The 7,213-nt window shown below is 43.2% G+C and carries 6 protein-coding genes; 3 read left to right on the plus strand and 3 right to left on the minus strand.

The window, feature by feature from the left end:
- Window positions 1-490: 490 nt before the first annotated feature.
- Entirely contained in the window at window positions 491-805 is a 315-nt protein-coding gene (locus tag VF500_RS01910) for a protein tyrosine phosphatase (protein WP_330858053.1), read from the plus strand.
- A 22-nt stretch (window positions 806-827) separates the two neighbouring features.
- On the opposite strand, the gene VF500_RS01915 is transcribed toward VF500_RS01910, so the two are convergent.
- The 3 genes from VF500_RS01915 to VF500_RS01925 all read right to left on the minus strand — a co-directional run bounded on the left by VF500_RS01915 (window position 828) and on the right by VF500_RS01925 (window position 5,386).
- Window positions 828-1,913 (minus strand): acyl-CoA dehydrogenase, encoded by a 1,086-nt coding sequence (locus tag VF500_RS01915; RefSeq protein ID WP_330858054.1) that lies wholly within the window; start codon window positions 1,911-1,913, stop codon window positions 828-830.
- 335 nt (window positions 1,914-2,248) lie between these two features.
- The gene (gene pnuC, locus VF500_RS01920) at window positions 2,249-2,881 is read right to left on the minus strand and encodes a nicotinamide riboside transporter PnuC (protein ID WP_330858055.1); all 633 of its coding nucleotides are present in this window, start codon (window positions 2,879-2,881) and stop codon (window positions 2,249-2,251) included.
- A 51-nt stretch (window positions 2,882-2,932) separates the two neighbouring features.
- Window positions 2,933-5,386, minus strand: coding sequence for a TonB-dependent receptor (locus VF500_RS01925; protein WP_330858056.1), 2,454 nt, complete (start codon window positions 5,384-5,386; stop codon window positions 2,933-2,935).
- A 388-nt stretch (window positions 5,387-5,774) separates the two neighbouring features.
- Here VF500_RS01925 and VF500_RS01930 point away from each other — a divergent pair, with 388 nt between their 5' ends.
- Window positions 5,775-6,860, plus strand: coding sequence for an acyltransferase (locus VF500_RS01930; RefSeq protein WP_330858057.1), 1,086 nt, complete (start codon window positions 5,775-5,777; stop codon window positions 6,858-6,860).
- Between the two features lie 159 nt (window positions 6,861-7,019).
- Window positions 7,020-7,213 (plus strand): OB-fold nucleic acid binding domain-containing protein (locus tag VF500_RS01935; RefSeq protein WP_330858058.1); only part of this gene is annotated, 194 nt, incomplete at its 3' end.

Below are 7,213 nucleotides of genomic sequence, written 5' to 3' on the forward strand. Positions count from 1 at the left end.
TCAGGGTCCTCTGCGAGTTTAAGTTAACCCACAAAATTCACCAACCTGAAAGTTCAATAGGAGGCACCTACGGAGCCCCAAAATGTGCTTTTTAAAGCTATAAACACGTGGCCCCGCTGGGGCCGGCAAGGTTTTACAACATAATCTGGTATTAATTGAGATGCTTAAGGACAGATGCACCAGAGGTGCAAAAGGTTTGTAGGATAAAAAGTATAGAAATACCCTTTGCTCCAGAGGAGCAAAACAAAACGCCTTGTTGATTAGACAACAAAACAATTTTGTGGGTTAACTTAAATCTGCGAGAGACCCTGAGTGAACGTTAAGCTTTAGGCCAATACCAAACAAAATATGTCATTGCGAGGAGCGAAACGGCAATGAGCCTTGGGCGCGACGTGGCAATCGCATGCTATACAGAGCGGCCACACCTCCGTGCGATTGCTTCGTGCCTCGCAGCAATGACATGGTTTTTTATGTTTAACTAATTCTACCCATGCCCAATCTCCTTTTCATATGCAGTAAAAACCAGTGGCGCAGTCCTACGGCCGAAGCTTTATTCAGGAACCATCCTTTGCACAAAGCTTCTTCGGCAGGGACAAGCGATAAAGCCCGGGTGAGGGTAAGTCAAAAAATGATTGACCGTACCGATGTTATTTTTGTGATGGAGCAGAAGCATAAGGAAATATTAAAACAGCGCTTCAATATAAATGGCAAGCAGCTGATTGTACTTGATATTGAAGATAACTACCAGTTCAATGATCCTGAACTGATAGATATTTTAAAAAACGAGTTAAACGAATATCTTTAAGCAAACTGCAGATCTTGTTCCCTTATGATTCAAATGTTAACAACGAATGCTGCCCGGCGGTATGGATATCCCGCCATACCTGGTTGATCTCTGTATCAGGATTGGCAGCCGATAAACCGCAATAAGTATAAAGCTTATCCACGCTCTCCCGCGAAACTTTGGCCAGCTTACGGCTCATCGCACTTACTTCCTGTAAGCCACTTTCACCGTCTGATTCAAAGTTATTCCATGAGTTATCAACAGCCTCGTAAAACTCAGCGCGAACTTCATTAATTAAAATAGTTTGATCGGCCAGTAACTGTTTGATGTATCCTTTTTGCGCTTCGGTTAAGCGCGGGTTTTTCATCCGGTCATCAAACGCCGGCCCGCAGAGATCGAGAAAATGAACAGCTAAGCCCGAAAGATTGGCTGCTAACGTTGCTTCGGCTAATTGCAAAAACGGGTAGCGGTACAAAGGCTCATTTACAACGGTATATTGCGGGTCGATCTTAAAACAGCGGTTTTTATCAACATGCAGGTCTTTTACCTCATAGGCGTCACTCCCGGTGGCCATCATACCAACATACTTCCAGGCCGGAAAAATGCGCACATCTTTTTTATCAAAAACAAAAGGCAGTATCAGCGGATCACCCTCATCATTCAAAACGGTTTGCTCTCCATTTTTAATGATGCAGTTTGCGGTGATATGTGTTGCATGATGTGCACCGCTGGCGTATTTCCAGGTTCCGTTAATGATGTAGCCATCACCGTTAATGGTGGCTGTACCAGTTGATGCACCACTGCCGGCCAGGCATAATTGCGGATTAGCCATGATCTCTGCAGCCAAACCAGCATCAAGGAAACCGCCAAACCAGCCTGCGCCACTACACAGGGTTACTACCCAACCGAGGCTGCCGTTGGCCCAGGCCAGGCTTTCTTCCAGTCGTACCATTTGCGGCAAAGCTAATTGTAAGCCGGAATAAGCCTGTGGTACTAAAAATTTAAACCAACCCTGCTCATAAATAAGCTCCAGCTGACCGGGTTGCAGTTTGCCTGCCTGTTCGGCTTCGGGTGCTGCGCTGCGGATGATATCAACCCATTCGGGTTTTAAGTTTTGTGATGGATGCATGAAATAAGTTATTTTTAGCTTAACGCCGAAAGCAAAAGGCTGAAAGCGTAATAGGCCGTATCAAATTTAAAGCCGGAATAACAAAAGGTGCTGACAATATATTGTCAGTGTTCAGCTTTTAAAATACGGGTGTTCAGCTTTTTGAAACCCGCATTTGTAAGTTATTGATTGCCAGCGCATGTTTGTTCATTTCAGCATAATGAACGTTTTGGTGTGTTTGTAAGTTATTGATTTTCAATATCTATTATTTCTGAAAAATTACCAGGTGTTCATACTTTTAAAGTTGAACACCTGATACAACAAGGTATATTGGTTACTGAATATTTTCCTAACCGCTAATCTCCAACCACTAATCTCTCTGCCTCTACCTGTTTCTTCCATTCAAAATATCCCCATATAGCTACAATAAACAGGAAGATGGTAAGCATACCAAACATGGGCAACTTTTTGTAAAAGAGCAGTGGTACAGCAAAAAAGTTGGAGATATTAAGAAAAATCCAGTTCTCCATTTTGCGGCGGGCCAGTAGCCACATACCTGCCCAGGCGGTTGATGATACCAATGCATCCCAGCCGGGTACATTTGATGGGGTGAAATATTTGGCAGGCAGGTTTTTGATCAGGTAATAAAACACCACCCAGCCCACAATGCTGATCGCCAAACTTATAACCCATTCGTTTTTGTTGGAGTAGGTTATTTTTACCGGGGGCTCGTTGCGTTTTTTTACCCAATAGATCCAGCCGTAAACGCTCATAACCACATAGTACCCATTCAATACCGATTCGGCATATAGGTGCACGTCCATCAGCAGGTATATGGATATGGCCGTACCCAGGATTCCTGCCGGGTACAGCCATATATTATTTACACGGGCCAGCAATACTTCGGTAACGCCCAGCGCAACGGCAAGCCATTGCAGCCAGGTAGTTTCCTTTATTTGTTCAATGAACAGCTGAAGCCAATGATTCATATCCTAATCCTCAATTCGTAAAATTAGTGTCGATATAAAATTAGTGCTCATTTAAAACCCTAAGCTTAGCGAAGCCATAAAGTTTCGCGGCGCCTGCGGGAAAAAGTAGTTATAGTTTACCAGGTGACCGCCCTCAATATCCGGATAGGTAGCACCATTGTTCTCATATTTCTCGCTGAAGATATTATTAACCTGCAAGCCGACAGTTATGTTTTTAACCGAGCGAACGCTGAAACTGTACCTGAGCCTTACATCGTTCACAAAAAAGCTGTTTAGCTGGCGGTTGGCAGCGTAAGGGTTAGCCACATTCTCTGGTGCTATGCCAAAGCCTTCGGGATTGCGGTTCATGGTATTATCAAGATATTGCTTGCCTACGTACTTGCTGATGAAGGCGATCTCCCCTCCTTTGATCGGGCTGTAACTGATCACACTCGAACCGGTAAGTGACGGCGAATAGGCGATATCGGTTTTGGCAAATGTTTCCTCAACCAACGCTCCGTTATCATAGTTGGAGAAAAACTGCTGATAGTTTTTGATCTTATTGGTGCTAAGGGTTGCGGTAAGGCTCCAGTTTAACTGATTGGTAATTTTTACTTTTCCGCTAAACTCCAAACCTGCACGGTAGCTATCCTTTACGTTGGTACGCACCGGGCTGCCTACATCATTCAGCGAACCGGTTAATACCAGTTGGTTTTTATACAACATATAGAAGCCATTCAACTCTCCGCTAAAAACAGATGAGCTAAAGCGGTAACCGGCCTCAAAGTCTTTCAGGTTTTCTGATTTAGGACGGTTTTGCGGAGGCGAGTCTACATAATCATCACGGTTAGGCTCATGGTTACCTACCGCGAAAGAGGCATACACATTGCTATGCTCATTGAACTGATAGGTAACACCTGCTTTGGGGTTAAAGAAATTTAACTCGGCTGTTTGCTGGGCATTGTTCAGGTTTTTGTCGATACCATAAAACGAGTAATAAATATGACGGTATTGTACATCTGCATACAGCAAAAATTTATCTACATGCCACTCGGCCCGGCCAAAAATGTTGAAATCGTTCTTTTTGGCGTTATCGCGATAGTATTCATAATTAGGGCCTACGCCAATGCTTTCTTCGCTGGAGATGATATTGCCATAGTGTGCACCTTTATATTGATTGTAAGCACCACCCAGGTTCAGGTTTAGTTTTGTAGTAGGCTGATATTTTAAAGCATAAGTAACACCATAAAAATCATTATTAAGCCACAGGCGACGAACCAGGTTAGTGTTAGCAATAGTATCGGTACCATAAATAACGGGGGTTAAACCGTAGTTGCTCACCGCATCGTTTTTCCTGTATTCCTCATAATAGCCTTCGCCGTGGGTATAATGTAAAGCACCACTGAATGACAGTTTATCCGAAAACTTTTTATCATACAACAGTTGATAATGGTTTTGCAGGTAATCGTCAACCTGGTCTTTGTAAAATGCGCCATTGCCCATATCGCCCAACTCATTATACGTGCGGTTATCCGGACGGGTATCATCGCCTATTACATAGTCGGCCACACCATTCCAGGCCTGGTAGGTACGCTCATGGCCCGAGAATACATTAAGCCTCAACGTACTGTTATCGCCATAGTAGGCACCGCTTACAAAAAATGATTTCAGGCGGGATGATGCGCGGGCAATATACCCGTCAGACCGGATCCTCGACAGCCGGCCATCGATACTGAACCTGCCGCCAAGCAGCCCTGTACCTATGCTTACTGTATTTTTTAATGAACCGTATGAACCTGCCGAATTATCCAATTGGGCATATGCGGTATCCCTGCGGGTTGCAGTTTGCACGTTGATACTGCCGCCGAATGCGCCCGCACCATTGGTTGAAGTGCCCACGCCCCGTTGGATTTGCAGGGTATTGATAGAAGACGCAAAGTCGGGCAGGTCAACAAAGTATGCTCCCTGGCTTTCAGCATCATTTAATGGGATGCCGTTAACGGTTACGTTAATGCGCGATGCGTCAGACCCGCGGATCCGGATGCCTGTATAGCCGATGCCGGTACCTGCATCAGAGTTGATCACAACTGATGGGGTTTGATTAAGCAGGTAAGGCAGGTCCTGGCCGAAGTTGTTTTTTTCGAGATCTTTTTTGCCGAGATTGGTAAAAGCTGTAGGCGAGTTTTTTCCTGCGCGGGTTGCGGTTACGGTAACCTCATCGGTAGTTAATGTACCGAATCCTAATGTAAAATCAAGGATTTTATCGGCGCTAACTGTTGTAGTTACAGTTACCTGTTTGTAACCTACATAGCTGATTTTAAAAGTGTAATTGCCACTTTTTAAATTATCAAAACGGTACTTGCCAGCACTACCTGTAACGGTACTTTGCTGCGTGTTCAAAATAGTTACAGTTGCACCGGGCAATGCTTCGCCGGCTTGATTGGTTACTTTTCCCCAAATGGAAAGCTGGGCCGATGCCATGACAGGCAACAGCAGGGCCATAACAGCCACGAATAAATTTTTCAAAATGTTATAAAACAAAAATTGAGTTAAACCATCTGCACGCCAGGGTAAAACAGCAGTACACTTAACTTATTTACCTTTATCCCTCCGCCGGCATTATCCGGATCAGGTGTGGGGGAAGTCTTCAGTTGGAAGCCTTGAGCCAGGAGTCGCTGTGACTTATGACTTAAAGCTTAGTACTTATGACTTACTCCCCTGGGTATGATCTCAGCCTGTCTTTCAGTTTGGTAAAACAACCCGTAGTTTGTTTTGCAACCAAAGCAAGGCACCCCTTGAGAATTATATTGAAGCAAAGATAGGATTTGATTTGAGAATTAGGAATTTTTATAAATTGAACAGCTTTATTAGGAAAATTAAAAGCAATGAGGGGATTATTTATAGTTTTGTTATAATGTTAACCGTAAAACAATTAGATACAGGACGGAATAATAATTTTGATCTGCTCAGATTTATCGCCGCTACCTTTGTAGTATTTTCCCACTCGTTTTTGTTAACAGGGACCTATTCTGTAGGTCCGTATGCACAGGTTATGCAGAAGCTTGATTTAGGCGGGTTTGGTGTTAATGTTTTTTTTGCAATAAGCGGCTTCCTGATAACTAAAAGCATGTTTCGGCAACCTACGCTTAATGGCTTTGTATGGGCGCGTTTTTTAAGGATCTTTCCAGGCTTGTTCGGTGCGGCCGTTTTTTGCACCCTTGTTATTGGCCCAATTTGCACAACCCTGCCTTTAAAGGATTATTTTTCCAACAAAGCGGTTTATGCCTTTATTTATCAGCTTACCACTTTACATAATTATTCAAACTATTTGCCTGCTACATTTGAGCAAAATCCATATCCGGGCAGCATAAACAGCCCCGTGTGGACATTGCCGGCCGAGCTGCTGATGTATTTGGGCGTATTGCTTTGCGGCGTATTACTGCTTATCTGGAAAAGGTATTTTAAAGCACTTATCATGACGCTTCCTGTATTGGTTATTGTTGGCCTTTATTTTACGGGTATGCATTACTCGGCTGGTTATATGGTCTTTGTACACTCGTTTGCGACTATATTTTTACTTGGCGCCATTTGTTATTTGTTAAGCAGTAAAATGGTGTTAAGCCTGCCTGTGCTACTGGGTTTATTTGCTGTGTGGCTCATTCTATCGAATTTTAAGATCCCAGTGTTTTTTTATCCGCGACTGGTTGTTTATGCGTTTTATGTACTGCTTGTTTATGGTATTTTATTTTTTGCATACCATCCCAAATTACAGGTTAAAAGCTTTCATAAACTGGGCGATTATTCATATGGCCTTTACATTTATGCATTCCCAATCCAGCAATTAATGGTATCAAAAGCGGGATTGTTAAACCCGTTTGCGCATTTTATCTGTACATTTCCGTTAGCATTAGCTGTGGCTGCATTATCATGGCATTTTATTGAAAAACCAATGCTGAGTTTAAAAACATTGAGCTTCTTTACCAAAACAAATAGGGTTTGACCAGCATTTACAGGTTACTTTAATTCAATATGCTATGCTTAGACTACTGCGGCCTATTTATTGGCACATAATAAAAGTAGTTTTTCCAGCCTTTCTGCTTTTACCTTTCGGCTTTCACCTCAAAAATGTACTTTTGCAAACTTTTATATAAACATTGTTATGCTTAGAACTCATACCTGCGGCGAATTAAATATCAGCCATTTAGGCCAAACCGTTACTTTATGCGGTTGGGTACAAAAATCGCGCGATTTGGGCGGTACCACATTTATCGACGTGCGCGACCGTTATGGTTTAACCCAATTGATATTTAACACAGATAGCGATGCCTCCCTGCGCGAAAAAAGCCGTGGACT

The sequence above is a fragment of the Mucilaginibacter sp. genome (assembly GCF_036383575.1).
Lineage (GTDB): Bacteria > Bacteroidota > Bacteroidia > Sphingobacteriales > Sphingobacteriaceae > Mucilaginibacter.